The organism is Mucilaginibacter aquatilis (genome assembly GCF_009755275.1).
GTDB lineage: Bacteria > Bacteroidota > Bacteroidia > Sphingobacteriales > Sphingobacteriaceae > Mucilaginibacter > Mucilaginibacter aquatilis.
This window is the reverse complement of record NZ_WQLA01000003.1, coordinates 309,178-333,809: the sequence shown is the minus strand read 5'-3', so window position 1 is coordinate 333,809 and position 24,632 is coordinate 309,178. Positions and strand designations below refer to the sequence as shown.

Annotated in this window: 13 protein-coding genes; 4 read left to right on the top strand and 9 right to left on the bottom strand. The window is 41.4% G+C overall.

Going from position 1 to position 24,632, the window contains the following annotated elements; translation table 11 throughout:
• The first annotated feature begins 111 nt into the window (after positions 1-111).
• From GO816_RS09155 to GO816_RS09140, 4 genes are all read left to right on the top strand, one after another.
• Positions 112-672: a Crp/Fnr family transcriptional regulator gene (locus tag GO816_RS09155; protein WP_157541473.1), complete on the top strand. Its 561-nt coding sequence runs from the start codon at positions 112-114 to the stop codon at positions 670-672.
• 69 nt (positions 673-741) lie between these two features.
• On the top strand, positions 742-1,629 hold the full coding sequence (locus GO816_RS09150; RefSeq protein WP_157541471.1) for an NmrA family NAD(P)-binding protein: 888 nt from the start codon (positions 742-744) through the stop codon (positions 1,627-1,629).
• A gap of 18 nt (positions 1,630-1,647) precedes the next feature.
• Positions 1,648-2,556 carry an alpha/beta fold hydrolase gene (locus GO816_RS09145; RefSeq protein ID WP_157541469.1) on the top strand — a complete coding sequence of 303 codons (909 nt, stop codon included), beginning with the start codon at positions 1,648-1,650 and terminating at the stop codon, positions 2,554-2,556.
• A 121-nt stretch (positions 2,557-2,677) separates the two neighbouring features.
• Positions 2,678-4,513, top strand: coding sequence for a PAS domain-containing sensor histidine kinase (locus GO816_RS09140; protein ID WP_157541467.1), 1,836 nt, complete (start codon positions 2,678-2,680; stop codon positions 4,511-4,513).
• A 377-nt stretch (positions 4,514-4,890) separates the two neighbouring features.
• On the opposite strand, the gene GO816_RS09135 is transcribed toward GO816_RS09140, so the two are convergent.
• From GO816_RS09135 to GO816_RS09095, 9 genes are all read right to left on the bottom strand, one after another.
• Positions 4,891-6,882: a CehA/McbA family metallohydrolase domain-containing protein gene (locus GO816_RS09135; protein ID WP_157541465.1), complete on the bottom strand. Its 1,992-nt coding sequence runs from the start codon at positions 6,880-6,882 to the stop codon at positions 4,891-4,893.
• A 210-nt stretch (positions 6,883-7,092) separates the two neighbouring features.
• Positions 7,093-9,552 (bottom strand): glutaminase family protein, encoded by a 2,460-nt coding sequence (locus GO816_RS09130; RefSeq protein WP_157541464.1) that lies wholly within the window; start codon positions 9,550-9,552, stop codon positions 7,093-7,095.
• Positions 9,553-9,604: 52 nt separating this feature from the next.
• Positions 9,605-11,782 carry a hypothetical protein gene (locus GO816_RS09125; protein WP_198171467.1) on the bottom strand — a complete coding sequence of 726 codons (2,178 nt, stop codon included), beginning with the start codon at positions 11,780-11,782 and terminating at the stop codon, positions 9,605-9,607.
• Positions 11,783-11,785: 3 nt separating this feature from the next.
• Entirely contained in the window at positions 11,786-12,955 is a 1,170-nt protein-coding gene (locus tag GO816_RS09120; RefSeq protein ID WP_157541462.1) for a glycoside hydrolase family 76 protein, read from the bottom strand.
• A gap of 63 nt (positions 12,956-13,018) precedes the next feature.
• The gene (locus tag GO816_RS09115) at positions 13,019-14,836 is read right to left on the bottom strand and encodes a RagB/SusD family nutrient uptake outer membrane protein (RefSeq protein ID WP_157541460.1); all 1,818 of its coding nucleotides are present in this window, start codon (positions 14,834-14,836) and stop codon (positions 13,019-13,021) included.
• A 14-nt stretch (positions 14,837-14,850) separates the two neighbouring features.
• On the bottom strand, positions 14,851-18,027 hold the full coding sequence (locus tag GO816_RS09110; protein ID WP_157541458.1) for a SusC/RagA family TonB-linked outer membrane protein: 3,177 nt from the start codon (positions 18,025-18,027) through the stop codon (positions 14,851-14,853).
• 75 nt (positions 18,028-18,102) lie between these two features.
• Positions 18,103-20,376 (bottom strand): GH92 family glycosyl hydrolase, encoded by a 2,274-nt coding sequence (locus GO816_RS09105; RefSeq protein ID WP_157541456.1) that lies wholly within the window; start codon positions 20,374-20,376, stop codon positions 18,103-18,105.
• A gap of 308 nt (positions 20,377-20,684) precedes the next feature.
• On the bottom strand, positions 20,685-23,252 hold the full coding sequence (locus tag GO816_RS09100; RefSeq protein ID WP_157541454.1) for a Kelch repeat-containing protein: 2,568 nt from the start codon (positions 23,250-23,252) through the stop codon (positions 20,685-20,687).
• A gap of 163 nt (positions 23,253-23,415) precedes the next feature.
• Positions 23,416-24,519: an SPL family radical SAM protein gene (locus GO816_RS09095; protein ID WP_198171466.1), complete on the bottom strand. Its 1,104-nt coding sequence runs from the start codon at positions 24,517-24,519 to the stop codon at positions 23,416-23,418.
• Positions 24,520-24,632 lie beyond the last annotated feature (113 nt).

Genomic DNA, 24,632 nt, shown 5'->3' with positions numbered 1-24,632 from the left:
ATTTTTTCGACATCTTGAATTTGAAAAATCGGCCTATGATGTGTATTTGCATAGATTATCGATATTAAATCACATAGCGTCTCTTATCACAAATCAGTTTGATTCCACTAAATGCAGAACCTTAAAAATTTCTTACAAAGCAATTTAAACGTCAATACAATTGAGTTAGACGATATTATAAGTGAGTTTCGTGAAAAGACCTATGAAAAGGGACAACTGGTTTTAAAACGAGGTCAAATTGCTAATTATTACTATTTCGTGAGTGAAGGCGCACTACGATTTGAGCTTGGGGATGATGCGCCACTTACGGCATGGATTGTTGAGCCGGGAGAGTTTTTTACCGAGATAACAAGCTATAATCCTCAAAAGCCAACTCGTTTTAATATTGAAGCGGTAACTCAAACAACAGTGTATTGTATTAATAAGGCAAGCATGGAGAGGTTGTTTGAAAAGTATGCTAGCTGGCAACAGTTTGGCCGTAAACTTTGGGAAACTATGGCTATGCGGATGATTGACGAAATAATAAGTTTTCAGGTTATGACCGTGGAAGAACGTTACCTTCAATTTTTGAAAAGGCCGGGCTTTATGCAGCTGATTTCGGTTAAGCAACTGGCTTCTTACCTGGGCATTACACCCAATGCGCTTAGTCGCATCCGTAAAAATCTTCGTTAATAACATACTACCAAATGGTAGTTTTAGCTATTGCAGTGGCAGGTACTTTTGTGTTAAAATTTATCTGCTATGAAAAAAACAATAGTTGTTGTCGGTGCAACCGGAAACCTTGGTGAGCTTATTTGCCACGAACTTATCAACAAAGGCGCTTTTGTAAAAGCCTTGGTACGCGTTGAAAGTCAATCGGAAAAAATTGAGAAGCTAAACGCGTCTGGAGTAGATGTTATTATAGTGAATTATGATGACAGCTCGCAACTTTCAGCGGCATGTGAGGGTGCCGATTGTGTTATTTCGGCACTGGCTGGGTTAAGAGATGTTATTGTTACAGCACAAACACACCTACTTAACGCAGCGGTGCAAGCCGGCGTGCCGCGGTTCATTCCTTCTGACTTTTGTACTGACTACACACAATTGCCGAAAGGTGCAAACCGAAATTTTGATTTACGTAAAGAGTTCAGAAGCATTTTAGATGATACCTATATCAACGCTACATCTATATTCAATGGTGCATTTTCTTATGTGCTAAAATATGGCATCCCGGTTTTTGATACTAAGAGTAAAACCGTTACCTGCCCCAACAGTAAAGAAAACTGGAAGATTGATTTTACAACGGTTGCTGATACCGCCAAATTTACTGCCGCAGCAGCGCTCGATGATTTAACTCCACGAGACTTACGTATTGCAAGCTTCCAATTAAGTCCGCTCGATTTTACGTTGCTTGGCGAGCAGTTATGCGGCTCACCATTTATGTTGCAGCATCAAGGTACAATGGAGCAGTTTTCCGAAAATATCGATCGATTACGAGCGGCAGATACCGACGGTGAAACACAATTATACCCGCAATGGCAACAAATGCAATACTTGTACAGCATGTTTTCGGCCCAAAACACAAGTCTTGACAACGACCGCTATCCTGAAATAATTTGGACATCGGCTTATGATACGCTAGGTAAATAATACTAAACTTTTCACAACATGAACACTAAATTTAACAGCACAGAACTTGTGCAACAGTGGCCGGGGTTTGAAAGTCACATAATACATGTAAATGGAGTTGATTTGCACTACGTTGATAACGGTATTGATAAACCTGTTATAGTTTGCATGCCAGGATGGCCTCAAACCTGGTATTCGTATAAAAACTTAGCACTTCCACTTTCAGGCAGCTACCGCGTTATAGTTGTTGACATAAGAGGGATGGGTGGTTCGGCAATGCCAACTAACGGCTACGATAAAAAAACAATGGCTACCGATATATATCATTTAATAATTACGCTGAAGCTGCAAAATGTCACGGTAATGGGACATGATATTGGTGGTATGGTAGCTATGAGTTTGGCTTACAACTATCCTCAGGTGGTTCAGAAGCTTATTGTGGCTGATGGTTTGCATCCAAACGAAGGAATTTTTCAAATGCCGCTCATACCTGCGCCAGGAACATTCACTGAAAAAATTGACAACCAGCAACCTTACACTTGGTGGATGAGCTTTAACCAGGTGAAAGATTTACCTGAAAAGCTTCTTGAAGGAAGATTTCGATTTTTACTTGACTGGTTGTTCAGTTATGTAATGCTTGATGAAAGTAAAATCCCTGCATTTGAACGCGACATTTATGCCAACGTTTATAACCAGCCTGAGCGTATTCGAGCATCAAATGCCTGGTATCAAACCTTCGGAACTGACATTGCAGATGCAAAATCATATACCAAACTTTCTATGCCGGTGTTGGGCATTGCCAGCAACGTATCATATGGCTATTATAAATATGCTTTGCCATCATGCGCTTCAAATTTTGAGTTGATTCACTTGCCCAACACAGGTCATTACATGTTTGAAGAAAACCCTGAAGAGGTATGCAAGGCAATTGAAATTTTTATGCAATAGGATATTTGATGCCAACCTAAACGTTATCACAATTATCACTCAATTATATCAGGATAAAAAGGCGGCCTTTATTTTTTTCTAATTGTTTAACGGTTACATTTACCACATAAATTATTAGCCGTTGAACTTTACCGGTGTAAAAGACCACAACGCCATGCTGGCCATTATCAGGAATTTGCCTGGTAATTATTTAATTGTTTTGCCCAATGCACCTATATTCACTATTGTTGAAATTAGTGAAGCGTACAATGAGGCCACCTTTACCCGCCGTGAAGATATTTTAGGCAAGGGAATTTTTGAAGTGTTCCCCGACGTTCCGGGAGATGAGATGGCCGACGGCGAACTAAATCTTACAGCATCGTTCAACAATGTTATAGCAACCCATCAAAATCATGAAATGTTGGTACAGCGCTATCCGGTACGCATCCCGGGCAGCGATGTTTTTGTTGAGCGGTTTTGGTCAACAATAAACAAGCCTGTAATAATTGATGGTCAGTTACATTACATCATACATTCTATTACCGATGTAACCGAAAGTAAACTATTAAAATCGCGCGAACAATATTTTAAAGCCCTTGCCGACGAATCTCCTTTTATGATTTTACGGTTTGCAGGGGCATCGTGCTTATACGCAAATACAGCCTGGGTGCAAACCACCGGCCTGACATTTGAGGAAAGTGTTGGTTTAGGCTATTTGAATGCCCTGCACCCTGATGATGTTGAACATGAAAGGATTTTATTTAACTATGCCGTCAAAACCAACGGATCATTTGAAAGCAAGTTCAGAATAGTTAACAAGCTAAATGAAACAAGGTGGCTAACTGTTAAAGTATTGCCTTTACATACCGATGGATTAATAACTGAGTTTGTAGCAAGCTTAATTGACATTACCGAGCAAGAGATTGCCGACCAACGTATACGCCAAAGTGAAATGCTATTGCGCCAGCTTGCCGACTCCATTATACAAATGGTTTGGGTGACAGATGCGGAAGGCATGCACGAATACTATAACAAACGCTGGTATGATTTTACAGGTACAGCTTATGGTGAATCAGATGGTGAGGGATGGAATGCGGTTTTTCATCCTGAAGATCAGCAAAGGGCATGGAACGTTTGGCGACATTCATTAGAAACCGGAACACCTTACGAAATTGAATACAGGTTGCGAAAGTTCACCGGCGAATACATTTGGGTTTTAGGTAGGGCGGCACCGTATTTTAACGAGAATGGCAAAATTGTTAAATGGTTTGGCACCTGTACTGATATTCACGAGCAAAAATTATTGCAGCATCAGAAAGATGACTTTATAAATATTGCCAGCCATGAGCTAAAAACGCCATTAACAAGCCTGTCTGCCAATATGCAGTTCATTGAACGCTCATTACTGAGAAACAGGCCTGATGATCATGTGTTGATCAGTATGATAAGTTCATGCTTTAAGAACGTTAAAAAGCTCAATAAAATAATTGCCGACCTGGTTGATGCAAACAGTATTGGACTTGGCGAGCTGCTTATAAGAAAAGAGCGTTTTGACATTATTAAACTATTACAAGATGTAACCAGCAATATCAACATAGGCACATCAACTATTGAGATTATTGGCGAAAGCAATTTGATGGTAAATGCCGATGCGGGCAAAATTGAACAGGTTATAGTTAACCTGGTGAATAATGCTTGTAAGTATGCCGGAGAATCAGAAGTGATTATAGTGAAAGCCGCTTTGGAGGATGAGTACGCTAAAGTTGCAATTACCGATCAGGGTAAGGGAATTCAGGAGGATAAAATAAAGTATTTGTTTGACAGGTATTACCGTGCTGATACTGCTAACATGAAATACAGCGGTATGGGTTTAGGGCTGTACGTTTGTGCGAATATAATACGCAGCCATGGTGGCAGTATTGGCGTTGAAAGTAAGGTGGGCAATGGAAGCACCTTTTGGTTTACGCTTCCAATTTGATATAAACAACCGCAATAAAATCTGCTGTTTATAAATTACTTGCGTTGCTGCGTAGCATTTACGTGCTTGGTAATTACAATTGTATCAGCTAGTCGGTTTGCAAAACCAAACCTTGCCGGAGTTTTGCCGGTACAACAAGCTTTTACTTTAAGTTTCTGAAAAGCCACTTTGCTCTTATTTTGTTTGATGAAGTTTTGATTGCAGTTTGTCAATAAAGCAAACACTGCGATCATTGTTAAATTTATAATATATTGTTTTCGTTCCGTCATTGTAGTAAAGTTAAACAACTCAATTTTAAATCAGCCGTTGGAAATGAAAATGCCCTATATTATTCAATACAGGGCACAAACATTATGCTTCTTAATTAATTAGCTGGGCTAATTAAGCCAAATATTTTGTGTAAATGCACCATTAACCGCTGCATCCCAAACTTCAAGCCTTACCCATTTTCTTCCTTTCAAATCAACCGGAATGCTGAATTGCTTTGATCCAAAAGCTGTTGTGTTTTTTAGATCAATGCGCTTGCGATAAACTTTTTGCCCATCTCCTGATATAATTTCTGCAAACTTTAACGGGAACGTCCAGCTAACCGAAAAATCAACTGACGTATTAGCTTTACGACCACTTTTTGCCGATGAAGAACCGTTCACCTTAAATGCAGGAATAAGCACCTCGCCAGTGGTTGAGAAAAATTCACCTTTTTGTATAACGTCTACTACAGGTTGCCAGCCATTGCTGAACTTGGGTAAGGCATCTATTTTAAGATAATTTATGTTCACGTGAGCATACATCTCATTATCGTGCGTTATGGTAAATATATCCGATTCGGCAATAGCTTTTTTCTTAAGACCCCAGTTGCTCATATCATCCATCAAGTCAAAAATGCGCTTGCCCATACGCTCGGTTGATAAGTCGGCTGGAATGTTTTTCCATGCAGCACCGTTAAAGCGGTCAGATTTGAAAAACTTTTCTTCTTTGTACAAATCCGGGTATCCGGTTGATCCTTTGGTGCGGGCATGAGCCGTCCAGGCTAATCCGCCTTCTAACTCAAGTAGTTTCAGCATATCGTCTTTGCTGCCTATATGATAAACCTTCCCATAGCGGCTGTCATTAGTAATGAAAGGCATTTCTCCCTTGCGCGACATGATCCAGTACACCGGCTTAGGAAAAATTCCCATCCAGTGGCCGCCAAAAAACTCATTTGGCTCTTCGCCCGGCAGGAGCAGGAACTTATTACTTGATTCCTTTTCACATTCTTTAAATAAGGCATCCAATTCTTTCAAACGATCTTCATCGGGCCCTTTTGGATGACCTGTCCCATGAAACTCACCTAAATGAACAATATCAACACCCAGCTTTTTGAAGACCTGTACATATTCAGGCTCCTTCACGACCGGTTTATTTTTTAGCGTTACATTAGTAGTATACTCGTTATGGAAATGACTAGCCATGGTTTTGTAGCCTGGCAGCGGCACAAACTTATCATTGTGCGTAAATTGTTTTACTGCGTTTAATGCAGCCTGCCCTCCAGACAAGGTAGCCATGCAAAAGAAATTAAAACGCTGATGTGTGCCGGGCGGCGCGTTAAACCACGGCACAAAACGGCGGTCGCCGTATAAATCTTGTCGTATGCCTATACCATAACCAGGTATCATTTTACGGTAATTGCTTCCATACCAGGTAAATTTCAAATTAAAAGCTTCATCAAGCGGGTAAAAGTATTGATGCGGTGCCGGAAACACGGCAAGTGAACCTGCCGTTGTCTCTCCTATGATGGTACGATACTTCACGGCAACATTCTGGCTGGTATCGGCATTATGATACGCCATACCGTCAAATTCATCATTGATTTTTGCCCAGATAATTTTTGACCATTGTGGGTTACTACCAACCATGCCGGCGTCATAAACAACGGCTGTTGAGTCGATAGGCGTACTCATTACAGCTGCCACATTAAAAAGCGGACTACCGTTATAAAATGTAATCTCAACATTCCCGCTAAACGGACCAGCTTTGGCGCCGCCTATGCGTACTATGGTACGCGATCCTTCTGACGTTATAACAGCGCCCGATTTGTCCAACGTAACTTTATATGCCTTAAAGGGCTTAAGCGGTACACGATCAAAAAATATGTTCCAGCCGTTTTGTGAAATAAGGTCGCGCTTACCAACGGTTAGTATAAATTTAGGGTTAAGATTGGAAATTATTTGTTTAAAAGGGCCATTATTCGATGCCTGAATGCTACTGAATAAAGCGGCGTTCTTTTCCAAGCTCAATACCACTCTCCCATTTGTGCCTTTGCCAGTTGGCCATGTTATATCAACCTTTTTGGCCGATGTGTTTACCTTGACCTGTTTAGATGTGCTCAAGTTCTTGATTCCGGCTGTGGATTGTGCTGATGTAGATTGAATGCCAAATACAGCAAGGCACATAAAAACTTTTAAACACGGTGTTACAAATGTTTTTAAACAGGTCATAGCATTTCACTTGGTTATTTTAAGCAACCGCAATGCTTGCCTAAAACTATTTTGGGCAAACATTGCGGGGCTATAAGAATTGATTATTAGAGCTTGTTGCTGCTATTTAGCGCTGGCTAACTTGTTTTTGAGTATAGGCATAAAGTACCCGCCTACAACGCTACGAGCTTGAAAACCAACCATTTTACCATCAGTGGTTTCATGCCAATCATTAAGTGGCACTCTTGAAGGTGTGTTAGTAGCAAATTTGTAAATAGGACTGATCAGCGCTTGAAAGTCCTTGTTTGTATTGGTCATCGTAGCGGTCCATATTATCCAGTCTGACTTGGTGTAGGTTTTGCGACTGTCTAACGGTAAGCCAAATTTATTTTGCTTGGTCAAGTAGTATTTAATCTCCGTATCGTAAACCTTTTGTGGAAATAACCCAAGATTTAAAACCTTATCCCAAACCAGATTATACTTTTGGCTCCAGGTGCCTTTGTTGTCAAACGTAAGGGTATAGTGATCACCGTCGTCAGCCAATTTCATCCACCGCGGAACCATCTCTTTGGCTATTTGATTGTATTTAGCAGCAACAACTTTGTAACCTAAAGCATTTGCCAATTTAGCATAGCAACCTATTCCTACAATTGCCTTAACAGATAAGTTGGCATTGCGGGCCAGGTGACCGGCAAAATCATCAGTACACAACTGGTTGGCGGGGTCAAAACCTTCTTTAACTAAGTAATTAACCCAGGTACTCAAGGTTTTCCAGTGCTTTTTAGCATAAGCAGGATTGCCTTCAGCAGCCGCTATGGCAGCGGTAAGTATAATCATATTGCCCGATTCTTCAACAGGCATACCCTCACCATAAGTTTGTCCGTTGGCCAGTGGGTAAGTACCCAAATCATGGGCAGCATAATCATGTCCGTACTTGCCGCTCTCGCTAAAGTAAAATATACCATTCAGCATACCCTCCATCAATTTAGGATTGTACAAAAGGTAAAGCGGTGCCGACGGGTAAGTTACGTCAACAGTGTTTACAAATCCACCACTGAAATTTTCTTTTGAAAACCATAAAATTTCGCCTTTAGGGCTTTGTAAAAGCTGATGGGCAGCTATACTTTGCCTGTAAGCTAAAACGCATAACCCGGCGTACTCTTTACCTCCGGTTTTTAAGGCATCACCGTATAAGCGCTGGTTAAAGGCAGTACATTTCTGTAAGACAGCGGCATAATCACTGGCAGCCTTATTCATTTGGTTGTCAATGGTTTCGTTGCCCTGCTTGTTCCACCACGGCCTAAGCCTGGTACCAAAATATTCCATCGACCAAATTTCATCATAGGCCACTTCAATAAATTTCGAAACAGGTGTTGAGCCTACTTTTCCCAATGGTACTATGGTATTTAAGGCCAAAGAACTTCCGTTACTTACTGTAGTATTTAATTTACCTTGTCTGAAGCTGTTCACCGCATCTTCACCAGCTGTAATATATTGCGTGGCTCCTGTTGATTTGGGTACAGCCACATATGCATAACCCCAATCAATGCGTACATCGTCGCCTGCTTTTTTCAATACCGGCTGCTCTGTAGTGCCAACTTTCAAAACATTTAAGGTTGACGTGTTATACTTACTGGCTTTTACTGGCTGTTTAGGCAAGTTCACTGCTAAATCAGTCGACGCGCTAAAAAACACTTTTACCGAATGGGTTTTGCCATCGTTTGATTTAGCCTGGTAAGTGATGTACGATACCGGCCTCGACAACAGGCTTAAATCGGTTAGTAACAATGGCGACGTGAATATTACATCAAAATTTACTTTACCCGCCTTAAAATTATACGTGGTTTGAGTTGCTTTAACCGTTACATTGGTTTGTTCTGCAGTCTTTAATTCATCGCTTATTATTGGTTTCAGTTTATCGGCAAAGCCAACATCAGCACGTGCGCCGCCACCTGTATTTACTACGTGGTAGGCTATGATGTTTTCACCCACCTTTAGTTTGCTCTTAGCCAGGGGGATCATTTCATAACCCTTGCTTACACCCACTTTGGTGTAAATACGCTCGCCGTTCAAGTTTACTTCAATATCATCATCAAAAGACGCCTTTAAAAACAACTCGTTAATATCGTCTGTACGGCTTATGTTAAAAACACGCCTGATCCATATATCACGGGATTGCCATTGAATTTTATTTTCTTTTCCGTCACCAATGGGTGATTTTCCCTCTTTCCAATCGGCGGCAGCAAAGTCAGTTTTAAACCAATCATCCGCCGGCTTTTTCTCGGTGTATTTAACGGAGTATTCAGTTTCATCACTGGTGGCTAATACAGTTTTGTAGCGTACCGGTTCCTGACCCAAAAACCGGTAATTGGTACCATCAACGTTCACAATACCAATTAATGATTGGTTTGATCCGGTCCAGTGATGGGTAACCGATTCGTTCAGCTTATCGGTGTTTGACCATACACTGAAATAGGTATTGTGTGTAATTAAGGGATAAGCAGGCGCCTTATTAATTTGCGCCATTACGCTAGCCTTGCCTAATAAAAGTGAAACTAAAACTATTGCTCTGTATTTTATCATAAGTACTAATGAAAACGTTTAAAAGTATATAATTGCGAACCGGAAACTTAAACTACCAGTTAATTTGCACATTAACTCCCTGGCTAAAGTTATCAAAGCTAAGCAATAATGTATGCGAGGCAGCATCCCAATCACTGCGGTTTACTTTCAAGGCACCATCTGCATTAGCAACTTTTATAGTTGATGGCTTATTTGGCAGCAAAATTCGCATTGAATTAATGGTTTTATCAGGGCTTTTAGCAATAATTTTATAAAATTTTTTTCCTCTCTGTTCATCGGTTACTCGTGCAGCTGATGCGAGAACCTGAGTTTGCTGTTTGCCTGGTGCACGTTTTAAATCATATAAATAGGCCTGAGTGTTAGGCGTTACGATCTTTTTATAAACAACCGGCAGTTGTGGGTCAAACAGATCTATAAAGTGTCCGTTCAATTCCAGGGTTTTGCTATCAGCAGATTCATCAAGCACGGCAGCTATGGTATACGGGCCGCGTTCCAATACAAAATTGTTTTTTACAAGGAACTTACCCGCCTTTGCACCTGTTTCATATGCTTGTTTAACCGTTGCAATAAACTTTTGATGCCCGTTAGCTGTCATTATAATATCCTTAGGATCTTGCTTTGTAATGTAAACAGTGCCTTTCCCAAACTTAAAAGTACCGCCTGTATTTGCCTTACTGTTAATGCTCAAAAGTTTAAATAAATGTTCAGACGGCGCATTGTATTTATTCTCGCCTGTGTTCCACCATTCTTTTACCTGCTGAAAAGGATCATTGTCCTGACCGTAGTATAGCAGCACACCTCCTGCCCTAACCCAGTCTGCAAGATGTTTATGCTCGCTGGCAGATGATGGCTTCATGTTGGCATAGCTCATAATTAACACCTTGGTGTCTTTAAGCGCGTTGCCAGCCAAGTTTTCCATATGCACAGTTGATACCGGTATTCCATGTTTTAACAAGGGAACCGCCATACCGTAAAAGTTTGACAGTTGAGGGTCTTCATATCCTTTGTGGGTTGGGTATCGCTGAAACATCATTGAATTGCTTAGCAATACACTTATGCCGTGGCTGCCGTTCAGTTTATTATCAGACTGTGGCATGCTGTTAAGTGAGTTAATCATCACTTGCATTTGCGTAGCATAAGCTGGGGCAATGGTTTGTTTATCGGCCATGCCTTCCACCTTAAACTTACCTTTATAAATGCGGTTAGGCCATGGCATTACCTCGTAACGGTTTACCATAGGATATAAAAGCTGGGCTGTAAATGTTGCCTGATAATTTAGCTTGTAATCATCCCATGAGCGTTGCCAGTCTTCAATAGGGTCGGTAAGGAAATATATGCGCCTGCCGGTTGGCGCAGTCATTGAAACCATTGATCCGTATTCTAAAAAAGCGTTTTCAAACACGCGCTCTTTCTTAATGCCATTATAAAATAGCGGTTCGCGCGATGTACCGGTCCATACCTGCGCTATGTAACCGTCCATACCATCAAGGTTTGCCAAACTGGCCTCAGGACTAACAATTTGCCACGACGAGTAATTTAGTAAGGAATGTGTTGGAACATAGCATTTAACGTTACGCCCAATACTCATGCTATATGATTTTACGTAAGTAAAAATTTCTTTAAGTGCATCAAAATACAATTGGTATTTAAGCTTTGAAGATAGGTATGTAGCTTCAGGCGACTCATGCTGCGCCATCCACGGAAAGCCATAGTGTTTTTGCCAGGCCTTTTTAAATGTTTCGCTGTAACCGGCGCGTGCCCAAAATTCCGGTTCCTCGAGGTAAATGGCCGTAACGCCGGCATCAATAGCACGTTTAACGTGCGTTTTCATGTAGCTTAAAAAGTTTGCGGTAGGCACTATATATGGCACGTTTTCGCCGTGCCATATGGTTTGGCCGTTCTGCATCATCTGGCCTTCGTCAAGATGTTTCTTACCGTCCCACTCCCCCAAAAAATAATCCTTGTACTGCCCCCAGGCAATGCCGGTCATAAACTGCACTTCGTAGCCTTTGTCCCGGTAACCTTTCACCCGCTTTTCAAACTCTCCGCCGTCATCATTAATGCCGTATACCATGGCAACATCAGCCCTGATGTCAAAATCGGGACTAAATGGTGCAGAAGCCTGAAATGAGGTTTTTTGCAACGACTGCCCTGAAGCACGTTCGACAGGATAAATTGCAGCCGGCAAGCCAGCAAACACCAGCCACCGGAGTATTGATTTTTTATTCACGGGCTATTTTGAATTAACTGGAGTGAATAATTGCATAAATGCTACAGCACTACTTGATTCATATGACTGTACTACACCTTTTGGACAAGGTGCTTTATAGTTACGGTGCATAATGTTGCGGGCTAGGTCGCGGTTATTCCATGCATAATTGGCGTTCATAATTGCCCACTTATCATAATTGCCTTGCGGATAAATCTTTGCAAGTTGCGCCAAGTATTGTGCAAATATGGCTTTAAGTACTCCCTGCTCATTGTAATCACCCTCTGCAGGTAGTATACCCTGGCTATCGCTCATGCGCTGCTGGGTATAACGGGCAGCTAAGTTGGCATCGTCAAGGTATTTCTGCTCTTTGGTTACCTCGTAAAGCATAACTGCTGCGCCTATGCAAGTGCCCTGGTTGTAAGTATAATCTTCATAACCCGGGTTGTTATTACCTATTTTATGATCGGCTACTCTACCGTTGCTGATGTCGAACAAGTTTTCTCTCGACCAGTTGTAGATGGATTTTGCCTTATTTAAGTACTGTTCGTCTTTGGTAATTTGGTAAAGCCTCATTGCAGCAATAGCGGTTGGATAGTTAATACACGCATTTTTGCCGCTGTGTTTAAAATCCCAAAACATACCTCCTTTAATTGGGTCATATGAGCCGTTCCATACCCGTTCAAAACCGGCTTTGGCCTTGGTTAAGTAAGTTTCGTTTTTGGTGATGTTGTACGCCCGGGCGAGTGATATAACCCACCACATCATATCATCATATATAAACCATGTGGTTGTATTGTCCCAGTTGTAACCGTCATACCTTTTAAAGCCGCCGTCGTACATATCTGCTACCAGTTTGTAGTAGGCTTGGTCTTTAGTACGCTCGTAAATATGCATAGCCATATCCCAGTAAATTGCCTGCGTCCAAATGGCACCAATGTCTTTGCGCTCGGTTGTACTGTAATAAAGTTTATCGTTTGCACTGTAGTAAGCGGTGTTGAAAGCATTGAATGCGGCAGTCGCATCAGAAGTGCTGTAGTATTCGCCTTTTGTTTCCGGAACGGGCTTTGGAGTTTCAACACTGTCACTTCCTTTACTGCATGATGCGGCGTGTATTGACGCAAACACGATAAACAGTTGCAAGAGCCTTAACTTGTTTGAAAGTAATATTTGTGATAAATCAAATTTCAACATATGTGTAGCGTTATAAATTTCCGGACGAAGTAATTAGCTTCATCCGGAGATTCAGTTATAAGATTACCAGCCCGGGTTTTGTACCATCAAATTATCTGCGTTAACATCTTTAGCAGGAATTGGGAACAAATAGTGGCGTTTTGTAAACACCCGGTTTTCAAAAGGAATTACGGTTAAAAATTCAGGCAAATTTTTGGTTATGCTAAGTCCGTAAGTTGGGCCGTTATCGGTTGTTTCGGCTATCTTCCAGCGGCGGGTATCAAAAAACCTTACATTTTCAAAAGCCAACTCTGAGCGGCGCTCTTTGCGTATAGCATCGCGCATAGCTTCCTGTGAAGTTGGTACCGGTAAGGCATCCGTGCCTGTACCGTATTGCGGTATGCCTGCACGCTCGCGAATGCGGTTAAGGTAAGTCAGAATTTCAGGGTTGCCTGGAGTTGACTCATTCAACGCTTCAGCATAATCAAGGAACAAGTTTCCTACCCGGTAAAGTATCACCGGGCGATTACTTTCTCTCCAGTTACCAAGCCCCATTGCTTTGCGCACTATGTAGCCGGTTACACTGTAATCGTTTCCACCGGTTGCTTTACCTGAGTTACCGTTGTTGTTAAGCTCGGTAATGATATTTCCGTAAGTGGTATTTAACCATACGCTGTTATGGTAAGTAATATTAACATAAAAGCGAGGTTCGCGGTTAACCCATTGGTTGTAAGTGTTAGTAGCGATAGGACTGCCCGGAGCCTTGTAATCAGTAAACCCTGATGTGCGATAACCGGATGCAGGATCGTTAATACTACGACCATTTGCCGTAAAAAAGGCATCCACCTGATTCTGAGTAGCCGCTAAACCGCCCGAACCTCTTGTTTCAGAGTTTTTGCCATTATGGTAAGGCGTTAGCTCATATTGACGGCCTTCTATTGAAGCCTCAATACGCGACATGATAATTTCGTTATTGAAACGATCAATAAATATATCTCGACATGAAAGGTAAGGATCAAACGCCCCTGCGGAATTGTTTTTACGGTATAAGCTATACGTTCCGGGAACAAATTCAGTAATGTAAGCTTTATACGCATCTGATGCTCTTTTCCATTTACTGGCATCAAAGGTTTGGCTTATCAGTTGCTTTCCGTCTTTGTTGCGCAAGCCAGCCAAATCGGTGTTACCGTTATACAAGGGGCTTGCAGCCAGCAAATACGTTTGCAACTTGTAGCATAGCGCCATGCCTTTGGTTATGCGCCCGTAATTGTTATCATTTACAGGGTTAACAGGCAAATTAGCTGCAGCCGCATCAAGTTCGGCAGCAATGTAATTAACGCATTCATCAAATGTATTGCGTGGCAACCTAACACTTTCCGATGGCGCATCGGGCTCAATCACATTTTCTCCTAATAGTATTACCGGACCATAAAGCCTGATAAGGTAAAAATAAAACATGGCCCTTAATGCACGAGCCTCATTTTTGTACTGAACAATAAGCTGAGGCGTAATGTCTTGCGTTACCCTGTCTACATTGGCAATAAAAAAGCTTGCCGATCTAATGCCCCTGTAAAAGTTATTCCAATAATCATTTACGAATCCGCTGTTTGCATCCCAGTTACCAATATTCAAGTTATTGGTTTGAGCAAATCCCCAAATGTATTCGGCCTCGTCAGATCCGCCTGTCCATAAACCGGCATTCTTACTTAAGTCAGGGTTACGCTGGCCAAACTCATCAGGAATATTGCGGTAAATTCCTGCTAAAAATCTCTCTGCAGTTGCGCGGTTAGTAAAAGTTTCATCAAGCGTAAGCCGGTCATCGGGTACCTGATCTAAATATTTAGAACAGGAAGTATTTAGCGTTAGGCCTGCAACCAATACTAAAATCAAATATTTTTTCATCTCTGTAAATTCAATTAAAATCTCACGTTTAAACCTAAAGACAGTGTTCCGGTGATAGGGTATTTAGCTCCGTTTGCTCTGCCATCAATATTAGTATTGAGTTCAGGGTCCCAAAGCTTCCATTTGCTGAACGTTAGTAAGTTGACTCCAATAAGGTATATGGATGCATTGCGAACATGAATTTTTGACGTTAAGCTTTGAGGCAAATTATAGCTCAGCTGAGCGGTTTTAAGCCTCAAGAAACTCATATCCTTTACCCACCATGAGCTTTCGAGCGTGTTGTTGAAGTTTTGATCTTCGCCGTAAGCTAAACGAGGGTAAAACACATTTTGACTTGGGTTTTGCGGCGTCCAGCGGTCAGTGGCGTTTTCATAAGCGTTACTTAAACCACCGCCACCATTAAACGGAAATATACCTGAGCCACCCAACATTACATCGGCGTTACTTGTACCCTGGAATAATGTGCTTAAACCAAATCCTTTGTAGGAAACGTTGAAACCAAAGCCGTAAACCGTATTAGGAATATCACCCCTGCCAATCCGCGTTTTGTCATAATCGTTTATTAAACCGTCATTGTTTAAATCGGCATATTTAATATCGCCCGGTTTAATGTTAGCTTTTGAGCCCGGGGTAGCACTGGCATCAATTTCGGCCTGTGTATCAAACAGCTTTTCGGCAACGTAACCAAAACGTGATAACACGTTAGTACCTACCCTGTTCATCCATGGATATGGTTGCGGTGGGCGATCATCATTCAGCAGCTTATCTTTATTATAAGTAAATGTTCCGCGTAAGCCAACGTCAACCTTGCCAATGTTAAAATTGTATTCTAAGGTTGCGTCGATACCCCTGTTATCTACCACACCCAGATTTCCGTATGGTTGGTTTACTAAGCCAACATAGCCCGGTATTGATTGCCGTTGTAAAAACACTCCTGTACGGCGCTCTCTGAATAAATCAACAATAAGGTACAGATTGTCATTCAGGGTTCTGATCTCCATACCCAAATCCTGCTTACGCGATTCCGACCAGCGAATATCAACTCCGTAATCCGACACGTCGATTGACCTGTAACGGGCAAAGTTTTTTCCTAACTGGTAGCCTGAGTTACCATCACCTTCATTTACCAGAGTCAAATAAGCAAAGCGGCGGCCGTTGATACGGCCTATACCCGTTTTACCGTCAGAATACCTGAACTTTAAGAAAGAGATTGCTCCTTTGATAGGTTCCCAAAACTTTTCATTTGATGGTATCCAGCCTAAACCAAATGCCGGGAAAGAACCGTAGCGCTTAGAGGGTGCAAATAGTTCAGAACCGTTATAACCAAAGTTTAGTTCCGCAAAATACCTATCATCATAAGAGTAGGTAGCGCGGGTAGCTAAACCAACTTGTCTTTCAGGTATTGAAGATGTAAAATCACCCGCAAACGGATTGTTATAATCTTGGGTGTAGCCCAGCACGAGCCCACCTATACGATGTTTACCAAATGCGCGATCATAATTTACAGCAGCTTCGCTGTATAATCTTCTATTTCCGCCACGTGCGGGATCAAAGCTAAGATAGTTGCCACCGCTTGTAAAAGTCTGTATCAGATTTAAGCTTCCATCGGGCTTGTAAGGAGAATTGGTACCCGTAACGTTTTGAATAAAGTAGGTACTTTCCCTTTTTGACCTGGTTATGAAGTTTTCGTTATAATTATCGAAAGCAACCATAGCAGTAGCACTTAGCCCTTGCGTAATCATATTCAAATCTTGAGTAAGCCTCAAATTTGTATATAACTGGTTAGTAAATTCAGTACGATAGCCACGTCTTGTTAAATCGGCATATGGGTTTCTAAATCCACCGTTTGATGAACGACCTGGTATGAAGCCGCCCGGATAAAGTTTCGGATACTCCACGCCCGATACATCAAGTGCTGAACGAAATATGTTTTGGGTACTTTCCCCAGGATAGTTACCGGTTGCTGCATAGCCTTGAATACCCAAAGCCAGTTTTGTGGTATTAGTAAGCTTTACATTGAGGTTACTGGTGAAGTTGTACCTTTTATAATCAAGAGATGAATTGTAAGCCGCTAAGTCATCCGTTTTAAGAAATCCGGTTTCATTGTAATATGCTAATGAAATATAATATTGCGCATTATCAACACCACCACTTGCATTAAGGTTTACCCTGCGGTTACGGCTGTATTTATTAAAAAGCTCATCCATCCAGTTCACATTTGGATAAAGCAACGGATCGACACCTGATGCGGTATTGTCAATGTATTCCTGGCTGTACTTTGGAGTGCCTCCACGATTGGTAAGTGCTTCATTGGCTAAATTCATATATTGTAAGCCGTCTAAAACTCTTGGCCGTTTTGTGAAGGAGCTAACACCTTCATTGTAATCCAAGAAAATGTTTGGCTTTCCTACCTTACCAGTTTTGGTTTTAACAATCACTACACCATTTGCTCCGCGGACGCCATACACCGCAGTTCCTGATGCATCCTTTAGTACTGTGAACGATTCAATGTCCTCCGGATCAATGTTATTAATTGATCGCTCAACGCCATCTACTAATACTAACGGCGAACTTGAGTTGCCGCCAAAAGTGGCAATACCTCTTATCCAAATATCAGCCGCACTACGGCCTGGTTCGCCACTGCGTTGTACGCCTACCACACCCGCAATACGCCCGGCCAAAGATTGTGTAACGCTTGATACTGGTAGTTTCAAATCCTTTGGTGTTACAGTTGATTGCGCACCAATAAGTGAAACTTTACGTTGAGTACCAAAGCCAACCACAGCTACTTCTTCCAACTTGTTGTTGTTAGGTTCGAGCTGTATAGATAAATTGGTTTGGGTTCCTACCGCTACCTCTTTAGTTGTGTAACCGATGTAGGTAATTACTAATACCGCCGCTTCGTTAGGTACGGTGATGCTGAAACTACCATTTACATCAGTTGAGGTAACGCTAAGAGCGCCTTTTACTTTAACGCCTACACCCGGAATAGGCACGCCTTTTTCGTCTTTAATAATACCACGCACAACAATGTCTGCAGGCAATTCATTACTAACTTTAAGTGCCTTATAAGGCGTGGCCATAACCTCTGCCGTATGTGCAAGGCAAAACCCTGTTGTGAGGAATACAGATAGCACACCTACTTTAAGCCTTTGCCGCTTAACTATAAGCTTCGTAAATTTTTTGTTCATAAATTTGGTTTTGTAAAATAATTGGTTCGTTATAATTGTATTTGTACTTGAGTAACTGACGTGATCAGTTTTCGCCTACTGCTGATTGGTTAGTGAGTATGGTGCAGCACTTTTTGCTGTACCGCGTTTGTATTCAGGCCTGCCCGACATGCTGAAATCAATTGTTGCCCCCTTCATTAGCTCATCGTGCTTAAGCCAGTTAAAATCATAAGGCTTTCCGTTTAAAAGTGCTTTACCTACATATGGGTTTCTATCGCTGTTATTGGCAGCATTGATAACAAGCTGCTTACCATTTTGAAGCTTAACGGTGACCTTGCTAAACAAAGGTGTTCCTATTACATACTCAGATGCTGCCGGACAAACCGGATAAAAGCCCATAGCCGAAAACACATACCATGCAGAGGTTTGGCCGTTATCTTCATCACCGCAATAGCCATCGGGCGTAGGTTTGTAAAGTTTATTCATTGCTTCACGCACCCAGTACTGCGTTTTCCAGGGTTGGCCTGCGTAATTGTATAAATACAACATGTGTTGTATAGGCTGATTACCGTGAGCATACTGCCCCATGCCGGCAACCTGCATTTCGCGTATTTCGTGTATTACACCGCCATAGTAGCTATCGTCAAACACTGGGGGTTGAGTAAAAACAGAGTCAAGCTTGTTGACAAAATTTTGCTTACCGCCCATAAGGTTTATAAGGCCCTGCACATCATGAAATACGCTCCAGCTGTAGTGCCAGCTATTTCCCTCAGTAAAGGCATCCCCCCATTTAAGCGGATTAAACGGCGATTGGAAACTTCCATCCTTGTTTTTACCACGCATTAAGCCCCATGCCGGATCATACAGATTTTTATAATTTAAGGAGCGCTTTTTATACACCTCAATTTCAGCTTGTGGTTTATTCAATGCTTTGCCCAACTGATATATGGCAAAATCGTCATAAGCGTACTCCAGGGTGCGTGCTGCATTTTCTTTGATGCCTACATTGTACGGTACATAGCCTAACGAATTATAATATGACACTCCACGCCTGCCGGTAGCCCTTGGTCCTTCGTTATTAGCGCCGTGAGTAAGCGCCTGATAGAGCGTTTCCACATCATAACCGCGTAAGCCTTTGAGGTACGCTTCGGCTACAACCGATGCCGAATTATTGCCGATCATAATATCAGCATAGCCCGGGCTTGACCATTCAGGCAACCAGCCGCCTTCTTTGTAGGCGTTCAGTAGCCCTTCCTGCATTTCCTTGTTAATTGACGGGTAAACCAGGTTTAAAAATGGATATAATGCCCTGAAGGTGTCCCAAAATCCGGTTCCTCCAAAAAGGTAGCCTTTATGCGTATTACCTGTGTAAGGGCTCCAGTGAACTATTTCATTTTTAGCATTTACTTCGTACAGCTTATTAGGGAAGAACAGCATACGGTAAAGGCATGAATAAAACGTTTGACGCTGGGCCGGAGTTCCACCATCAACCTTGATGCTGCCAAGTGTGCTTTCCCAAACATTTTTAGCTTTTTGCTTTACCTCATCAAAGCCGGAGTTGCCTTGTTCACGTTTTAAATTAAGTTCGGCCTGCTCAAGATTAATAAAAGATGAGGCCACGCGTAAATGCACTTTCTCGCCAGCTTTTGTCTTGAACCCGATAGCTGCTAATGCATGTTCTGCCTGTACGTTTAACGATTGGCCGGCTACTCCATTTTTATAGGCACGAGTGAAAGAAAACGGCTTATCACAATATATAACAAAGTAATTTTTAAAGTTTTTAAGTGGCCCGTTTGCATGTTTAGTTGAATAGCCGGTAATTTTGTTTTCACCCGGAATAACCTGAATAGACGAGCCTTCATCCAATGCATCAATAATTACGAATGAACTATCGCTTTTAGGAAATGTAAATTGGAACTGCGCCGAACGCTCTGTAGGTGTAAGCTCGGCAGTTACATCATGATCGGCTAGGTAAACACTGTAATAATAAGGCTTGGCAATTTCGGTTTTGTGTGAAAACCAGCTTGCCCGGTCTTTTTGATCAACCTTTAGCTTTCCTGTTACCGGCATAATTGCAAATTGCCCGTAATCTCTCATCCAGGGCGATGGCTGGTGAGTTTGCTTGAAGCCGTTTATTTTATCTGCATCATAAGTGTATTGCCATCCGTTACCCATGTCGCCTGTTTGAGGCGTCCAGATATTCATACCCCATGGCAAGGCAATTGCCGGGTAAGTGTTGCCGTTTGATAAGCCCGGTTTTGACATTGTACCCATTAAAGGGTTTACATCATCCGTTAATGATGATGATTTAACCTGGGCACCCGCCTGTAAAAAAAACAATAACGAAATAGTAGTAAAGTATATCCTCATATTAAGGGTGTAAGCATTGTAATAAATTGGGTTCAAATTGCAGTGCGTTGATAAGCATAAAACACTCTGCAAGATTTTACACTCGATAGCATTAATGCCGTTTTGATTGCTAAACGCATTTAGCGAATCAAAGCTTGAACGACTTGAAATTGAACTTTTGGCTGTACTAATTGGTTATCGCATTGCTTTGCGATTGTGATAACAATTGTAGTGCAACAAGCTTAATAGAGGGGTTAAAATTGGGGTTAACGCTTAAAAAAATGTTATTAACCGCTTAAAAAGCATGTTTTGAAGCGGTTAATGAAAATCTATTTTGATGCTGCTTCGAAGTCGTGTTGGTACTCTTCGCCAAATGCATCGTAATAGTTGGCGCAATATGATCTGTAGAATTGCCTTGCATACTCAGTGCCTTTGGTAGCTTTAAGAGCTTTTAATCGCAAGTTGAATGCACTATCGTTAAACGGATCAATGCTTAAAACAAGCTTAGCAATTTCATTAGCTTCCTTCCATTTTTTGAGTTCTGCCAACTCATTAAGTTGTAATTGCAATGCATTTACCGCTTTTTCATCAAACGACTGTTTGTAATCATCAAGCCAATGTTCTGACATGTCGTCGAAAATAGGTCCACGAAGTAATAGTTGATTGAGTTGACGCTGTTTACCTGCGTCTGTAGCAGATGAGTTGTCGAGTAAGTCAGATGCAAGGTAATAGTCGCAGAAAAAGGACTGATTTGTGGTAAACAAATAGGAATCATTTACAAACTGGAGATCAATTCCCTCTATTCCGCTTAATATATTACGAAGATGATTAAAAGTAACCCCGCGCAGGTTTTTCGCTTTCGTAGCATCTTTATCCGGCCATAGAAAACCTGTAAGTTTCCTTGAGGTTATACCTCTTGAATCTTTGCTGTTCAATAAGATAAGTAAAAAAAGCTGTTTGATTTTAGGACTGAACAAATGTTTAATATCCCGACCTGAACTATCTGTTACCGCAAATTCTCCTAACAGGTATACAGCGTTTTTAACGTTTTCTTCCTGAGTTTGCTTTACTAAAATCACTGATTCATCTTGCTGTTCATCCGCTAATACAGTTTCTGGATCTAATTCATTATCAACTGGAGCCTTTTGAGAAAATTTTTCACGCTTAAAATATAGCAACGCACCGCCCATAGCCATTATAAGGCAACCAATACCTGCAGTTATCCATAACATTGCTGCAGAATTTCGCTTTTGAGAACGTTTCAAATATGCTTCCTCGCTTATTGGAGGTGCATCTAAGGCTAAAACACGTATGCTGGAATGCTGGGGATCGGTAAACTCCTGTATGCTACAGTAAAACTGCTCACTGTCACTGTTATAAAACAGATTAATATCAGTCTCAATTTTTTCGGAGGTGACAGGTATTGAGCTCCCCACTTCCTCAAAACTGCCATCTTCAATGGCAAACTTATATAATTTCAGATGTGTTTTAGCTACCTCATGAGGATAGCACAAAACGTAAAATGATTTTTTATCGGGAGATAATAACAAATTGTTAGCAGGTACAAACTTTTTGCCATCAAGTTTAATACTCCAGCACTTTTTAACCTGATGAGTTTTTGTATTGATGCGGTAAAGGTCGTAATATTCTTTACCTCCAACCACCTGGCTACCCGATTGGTTACCGAATCCTCCGAATATATAAACCTCATCCTGGTTCTCTGCCGGTCCGGATGCTGAAAAAAAGCGCGGATGAATATCATCGCCGTTGAATTTGACTGTCACCCATTCATTGGCCGACTGATCAAACTTATAAAACGAGTTATGATATTTGAATGAGCCATAGCCGCCAAACATAAAAAGCGTGTCTTGCGCGGCATTAAAAAATACATTGTGGTGGTGCCGTTGCGTAGGTAACTGGCCTTTGCCTAAACCTTTCCAGGTTAAATTTTGAAGTTTTAATGCGGCAATACTAAATCCATCGTCTCGTATATCGTATGGCTCATAAACATACAAAAGCTGTTGCTTCTCACTATAGATACTTTTACCCAGTATCATAGCAACTGGATGCTTATTTACATAGCGCTGCCCATCCAATCTATTTGATGATGGAGAATATGTATAGATTGAGTCCCGACCGTATATTAAAAGCTGTTGCGGTTGTGTACAGTAATTTATGCCTGCAACATCGGCAAACTTCTTACTAAATAAAGGCTTCCAAAAATAGGAGTCGTTAATTAACCAAATCGGGTTGTCAACGTTTCCTATAGTCTTTCCGTTGGCATTTGATACGCTGTTACCCGTCCACTCATTCAGCGGAAAATTCTCTGTGTCGTCATCATAAACTACGTTAACATTCCGAATGGCCATATCAGGCACTTCGGTATATGATGCGTTTTTACCAAAAGTGATATTGCCAGTTGCGGTGCTACCAAAAGGAAAACCTGATGCTTTGAACTCTTGTCCGCCAATGTTCAGCTCGACAGCGTTGTGTGCAACATCAAGGTCAATAGCTATTTTAACCCACTTTCTACCTAACTTATTCAAATCAAACGGCGCTTTAATCTTATTGCTAACACGATCAATATTTAAATTGAGTGATGAGGTATCGTGCGTGTTCAGGTGACTAAGGCTTATGGAGTTTTCGCTATTCCCAAACTGGAATATATAGCCTAGGTGGTTTTGATCCCACAGCATTAATTCAAAATCAACGTGCAGATGGGACTTGACACTTATTTCGTTTTTCCCAAATACCTGGTAAGACGTGCGTTTTGAAATAAACGCATTATTAGAGTTAAACAACAACCCCTGAGCACTTACTACGCTGCACGAAAACAACGAAATTAAAAAGTATGTATATATTACTGATTTCCAGTATTTGCCGCAGCCCGCAATCATTATTAAGTTTATAAGTGGAACCAACGATTATAGCGTATACAGCAAATAATCGCCTTATGGCAAATATATACACTCTTATATACATTCGGGAAGTTTGATTACGCTATCTACCAAAGTAGGGAACCGGAAGCTAACTTTCCGTTTTATCAGATGCAGCTTCTAATTAAGTCCAATACAATATTTTGGCTTTTGGAAAGCGGTTAGCAATTTCTGTTTCAAAAAAACTACGTAATTCTTTCATCAGGTCTTTTACAAACACATATTTCTGCCCTCCAAACTTGTTTCTTTTAATACTGCGGTTTGTTTCGCTAAAATCTAAGGTTGTGTTAGGATACCAGCCAAGCAATATATCTCTCGAACCGGGCGTAAATCGGTGCGTAATAAGTTCAAAAGTCAGGTCGGTTTCAAAGTTAAGGTTTGATGACACTTCATCCAATAGAGTGGTATAATGTAATTTCCAATCGGGTATTGGCATTATTGGCGCCAGTACAATCCCTATTGGATAACCACCTCCACCCTGCTGCTTAGGCAACGCCATTTTACGCAGTGCTTTAATTCTTGCTGTTACAGTGGGCGTTCCGCCTTCAAGGCGTTTGGCTACGGAATCGGCATTTAAGCTGCACCTGAATCTGGTATGCCCGTTGTGTTGTAAATTTAACAATGGCTCAACATTATCAAATTTGGTCACAAAACGGAGATGAGTGTTGGGTTGTGTAGCAAAAAAGTTGATTGACTCTGCCAAACCGCCGGTTAAGTGTTCTAAACTTAAAGGATCAGTATAACAACTGGCCTCGTACGACACCAGTTCATTTAAACGCTGGTAGCGGATTGTACTTTCCAGAATTTGTGGCAAGTTTGCAAACACGCGTATTGCCGGTGGCCCCGAAAGGCTGCCTGCAAGATAGCAATACTGACAATGAGCAGGACAACCCTCCGCAAGATGAAACTGCCAATCGGCTGAGGGCGGTATGGGACGTAGATTGAATGCACTTGGAGGTGCCTTTACAACAGCCAGCGTGTTTTTTGCAATACGATAAGTCTCCTTTTCGTCTTTACCACGCAGGCCGGTTATGCGGTTGTTCTTGGCTATTTCTATTGGTAAGTTCAAAGCAGAAACTTTGTCATAAATCTTTTGACCGTAGGATTCATTCATTGCATCAGCAGTAAACACAACACGCTTAGGCATCCAAAGCTTAAATCGTTTGTCGTCATCTGATACCAATTTTGCACTTCTGTTAATGTCCTCTAGAATTTCCGTTAAACTCATACATCTTTCTAAACAAGACGTATGCCGTAGTTTATATTTTTTAGATTTTAGTTGACTTACACGCTACGTTATTAAACTAAGGGTTAAATATTTTACGATAATTAAATTTTATC

What these genes read in the sequence shown, in the direction of transcription:
- GO816_RS09155 (WP_157541473.1), top strand. Translation starts at nt 112, where the DNA reads ATGCAGAACCTTAAAAATTTCTTACAAAGCAATTTAAACGTCAATACA.
- GO816_RS09150 (WP_157541471.1), top strand. Translation starts at nt 742, where the DNA reads ATGAAAAAAACAATAGTTGTTGTCGGTGCAACCGGAAACCTTGGTGAG.
- GO816_RS09145 (WP_157541469.1), top strand. Translation starts at nt 1,648, where the DNA reads ATGAACACTAAATTTAACAGCACAGAACTTGTGCAACAGTGGCCGGGG.
- GO816_RS09130 (WP_157541464.1), bottom strand. Translation starts at nt 9,552, where the DNA reads ATGATAAAATACAGAGCAATAGTTTTAGTTTCACTTTTATTAGGCAAG.
- GO816_RS09120 (WP_157541462.1), bottom strand. Translation starts at nt 12,955, where the DNA reads ATGTTGAAATTTGATTTATCACAAATATTACTTTCAAACAAGTTAAGG.
- GO816_RS09115 (WP_157541460.1), bottom strand. Translation starts at nt 14,836, where the DNA reads ATGAAAAAATATTTGATTTTAGTATTGGTTGCAGGCCTAACGCTAAAT.
- GO816_RS09110 (WP_157541458.1), bottom strand. Translation starts at nt 18,027, where the DNA reads ATGAACAAAAAATTTACGAAGCTTATAGTTAAGCGGCAAAGGCTTAAA.
- GO816_RS09105 (WP_157541456.1), bottom strand. Translation starts at nt 20,376, where the DNA reads ATGAGGATATACTTTACTACTATTTCGTTATTGTTTTTTTTACAGGCG.
- GO816_RS09100 (WP_157541454.1), bottom strand. Translation starts at nt 23,252, where the DNA reads ATGATTGCGGGCTGCGGCAAATACTGGAAATCAGTAATATATACATAC.
- GO816_RS09095 (WP_198171466.1), bottom strand. Translation starts at nt 24,519, where the DNA reads ATGAGTTTAACGGAAATTCTAGAGGACATTAACAGAAGTGCAAAATTG.